Origin of the sequence: Allostella sp. (assembly GCF_041913585.1) — a bacterium.
GTDB lineage: Bacteria > Pseudomonadota > Alphaproteobacteria > ATCC43930 > Allostellaceae > Allostella.
This window is the reverse complement of sequence record NZ_JAYSFE010000073.1, coordinates 21,215-23,626: the sequence shown is the minus strand read 5'-3', so window position 1 is coordinate 23,626 and position 2,412 is coordinate 21,215. Positions and strand designations below refer to the sequence as shown.

The 2,412-nt window shown below is 75.8% G+C and carries 1 protein-coding gene and 1 pseudogene; one reads left to right on the top strand and one right to left on the bottom strand.

Going from position 1 to position 2,412, the window contains the following annotated elements; all coding sequences use genetic code 11:
- Window positions 1-1,039, top strand: a pseudogene (locus ACE3Q3_RS14725) (hypothetical protein); the annotation flags it as partial.
- 40 nt (window positions 1,040-1,079) lie between these two features.
- Here the strand turns inward: ACE3Q3_RS14725 and ACE3Q3_RS14720 are convergent.
- Entirely contained in the window at window positions 1,080-2,390 is a 1,311-nt protein-coding gene (locus tag ACE3Q3_RS14720; protein WP_374447279.1) for a DNA polymerase IV, read from the bottom strand.
- Window positions 2,391-2,412 lie beyond the last annotated feature (22 nt).

Sequence of the window (2,412 nt, the reverse complement as noted above, 5' to 3'; positions counted from 1 at the left end):
CGGCTTCGCCGGCGCCGTCCGTGCCGAGGCGGCGCCGCCGCGCCCGGCGGCCGCGGCGGCCACGGCCGAGGACGCGGTCGCCCAGGTGCTGTTCCGGCTGCCGCGGCCGGTCTCCATCGCCGCCGGCCAGTCGGCGATGGTGCCGATCGTCGACCGTGACGTGCCGGTGGCGCAGGCGGCGCTCTACCAGCCGGGCGTCGAGGCGAACCATCCGCTGGCCGCCGTCGCGCTGACCAACGACGGCAAGGCGACGCTGCCGCCCGGCATCCTGACGCTCTACGACCGCAGCAGCGGGGCGGCCAGCCATGTCGGCGACGCCCGGCTGGCGACCCTGCCGGCCGGCGAGAAGCGGATGCTGGCCTTCGCCGTCGACCGCGGCATCGCGATCGCCCGCGAGGAGCAGCGGCGCCAGACGGCGACCAGCGCGAAGATCTCGCGCGGCGTCATGACGGTGACGGTGCTCGACCGGCAGACGACGACCTACCGCATCCGCGCCGCCGGCGGCGGCCCGCGGACGATCCTCCTCGAGCATCCGCGCCCGGCCGACTGGCGGCTGGTGACGCCGGCGGCGGACGGGGTGGAACTGGCCCGCGACGTCTGGCGGATTCCCATCACCGTCGGCGGCGACGGCACCGCCGCGGTGCCGGTGACGACCGAGCGCCCACGCCTGCAGGTCGTGCGGCTCGAGTCCGCCCGCGACGCCGAGATCGCCGCCCATGTCGCGGCGCCCGAGATCGACGCCCGGGTGCGGGATGCGCTGAAGCGGCTGGTCGAGCAGCGCGAGGCGGTCGCCGCGGCGACCGGCCGGGTCCAGGCGATCGAGCAGGAGCGCACGGCGGCGGCGGCCGAGCAGGAGCGCATCCGCGCCAACCTGCAGGCGGTGCCGGCGCGCGACGCCATGCACACCCGCTTCCTCAACGCGCTCAAGGCGCAGGAGGACCGGCTCGACCGGCTGGCCGTGGACCTGGAACAGGCGCGCAAGGCCGAGCGCGCGGCGCGCGACGGGCTTGCCGCCTACGTCGCCGGCCTCGACCTGTAGCGGGCGGCGATGCTGCCCTCCGCCGTTCGGAGGGGCGGGATCAGCGCGTCCGGGTCGGTCCCGGGCGGCGGCCGGCCGGGGCCGGCGCTGCCTCCGTCGGCGCCAGCCCGCGGCCCTTCTGGATCGCGCCGCGGCCGAGCCGGTCGCGGACCTGGTCGATGACCTTCTCGACCCGCGCCGCCTGTGCCCGGTGGGGGTCGACGAGATCGGGCGGGTCGGCCTGGTCGTCGGGCCCGAGGTCGGCGGCACCGATGCCGATGAGGCGGAAGCGGGTGCCGTTCGCCTCCCGGTCGAGCAGCGGCAGGCCGGCGCGATAGATCGTCTCGGCGAGCTGGGTCGGGTCGGCGAGGTGGCGGCTGCGGGTGAGGATGCGGAAGTCGGCGGTCTTCAGCTTGAGGGTGATGGCGCGTCCGGCGATGTGGGCCGCCTTGAGCCGCCGCGACACGGTCTCGCACAGCGGCCAGAGCTCCCGGCGGAGGGCCGCCGGATCGGCGAGGTCGACGTCGAACGTCATCTCGGCGGAGACGCTCTTGGCCACCGAATCGGGCTCGACGCGGCGGCTGTCGTGGCCGAAGGCGAGGCGGGAGAGGCGTTCGCCGAGGCTGCCGTGGCGGCGGACGAGGTCGGCGGCCGGACGGCGCTGGAGGTCGCCGATGGTGCGGATGCCGTCGCGGGCCAGCGCCGCCGCCGCCGCCTGGCCGACGCCCCAGATGAAGGTGACGGGCTTCGGCGCCAGGAAGTCGGCCGCCTCGCCCCGGCCGATGACGGCGAAGCCGCGCGGCTTGTCGAGGTCGGAGGCGATCTTGGCGAGGAACTTGTTGGGCGCGAGCCCGATCGAGACGGTGATGCCGAGGTCGGCCTCGATGCGCCGCGCCAGCAGGGCCAGCGTGCGCGCGGGCGGGCCACCGTGCAGGGCTTCCGTGCCGGCGAGGTCGAGGAAGGCCTCGTCGATCGACAGCGGCTCGACCAGCGGTGTCGTCGCCTGCATCAGCCGGCGGACCGCCTGGCCGACGGCCCGGTACTTCGCCATGTCGGGCTTGATGACGACCGCCTGCGGGCAGGCCGCCAGCGCCTTGAACATCGGCATCGCCGAGCGCACGCCGTAGAGGCGGGCGACGTAGCAGCAGGCGGCGACGACGCCGCGCCGGCCGCCGCCGACGATCACCGGGCGCTCGGCCAGCGACGGGTCGTCGCGCTTCTCGACCGAGGCGTAGAAGGCGTCGCAATCGAGATGGGCGATGGCGAGGGTGCGCAGTTCGGGATGGGCCACGGTCCGCGGCGACCGGCATTGCGGGCAGCGTCCCTCGAAATCGTCGCCGAGGTGCCCGCAATCCCGGCAGAGGCGCGTCATCCCGCCGGCTCCCCGACCACCG

Coding starts and splice junctions, on each gene's coding strand:
- ACE3Q3_RS14720 (WP_374447279.1), bottom strand. CDS start 2,390: ATGACGCGCCTCTGCCGGGATTGCGGGCACCTCGGCGACGATTTCGAG.